The organism is Halorubrum tibetense, from assembly GCF_042661865.1.
In the GTDB taxonomy this organism is placed as follows: Archaea; Halobacteriota; Halobacteria; order Halobacteriales; family Haloferacaceae; genus Halorubrum; species Halorubrum tibetense.
Genome location: NZ_JBHSWW010000539.1, coordinates 1 through 882 on the forward strand (window position 1 = coordinate 1; position 882 = coordinate 882).

Consider the following 882-nt stretch of genomic DNA (forward strand, 5'->3'; position numbering starts at 1 on the left):
CCCGCCGGAGGCGTCGACCGCCAGGCGGTGAGCCGCTGGCTGGCGACCTCCTTCGACCACGACGGGTTCGACTACGGGATCGACGCCACGCTCCACGCGAACGGCGAGACCGCGCGCAACCGCTCGGCGTCGAACGACGTCGTCTCGACGTTCGACACCCTCCTCTCCTGGTTCGTCTCGAACGCTGGCCCCGACACCGACGCGGCCGAGGCGCTCGGCCTCCTCCTCGTCGCCGGCGACACCCCGATCGACCTGCCGCCCGTGGCGATCAAACGCTTCGCCGCGAGCCAGGGACTCTCCGCCGACGACTCGATCGGCGACCTGGTCCGCGCCGCCGAACGGGAGGGCGGGTTCCGGGTCGACTGACAGCGACCGCCGCCCCGGGTCCCGGACGAGCGGGATTTATAAGTGCCGCACCGCCGCCCGCGACGTGTTTATAAGCGCCGTCTCATCGTCCACAGTGGGTATATAAGGGTTATATCGCCGCCCGTGAGGAACGCCCCGGATCGGCGGCGCGGCCGGCGGCCGCCGGTACGTACTCCACAGCCCACACCACTCGGCCCACACTCCGCAACCCACACCCCGCGACCCGCGGACCCCTTATAGGAGGACCAGCAGCAACGCGCCGAGGACGACGAACACGGCGTACAGCCCCGCCATCGCCTCGCGTTTGAACGTCCCGCCGACCGGTCGGCCGAGGAGCCGGCGGGTCGGCGGCAGGATCGCGATCCCGCCGAGCAGCAGGAACCACGCCCCGGGGCTCGTGATCCGCGTGAGCGCGACCACGAGCGGGGCGTAGCCGACGACGTACGACCCCCGCCGCCAGAGCGACTCCCGGTCGGAGAGCTCCTCGCGGGCCGCCCCGACGAGGTCGTCCGCGCC

At 72.1% G+C, this 882-nt stretch carries 1 protein-coding gene and 1 pseudogene; one reads left to right on the forward strand and one right to left on the reverse strand.

Annotated elements, in window-relative coordinates; all coding sequences use genetic code 11:
* On the forward strand, window positions 1-366 hold a 366-nt coding region (locus ACFQEU_RS16820), incomplete at its 5' end, for a DUF7500 family protein (protein ID WP_465261179.1).
* Between the two features lie 234 nt (window positions 367-600).
* Here ACFQEU_RS16820 and ACFQEU_RS16825 read toward each other — a convergent pair.
* Window positions 601-882: pseudogene (locus ACFQEU_RS16825) on the reverse strand (zinc ribbon domain-containing protein); the annotation flags it as partial.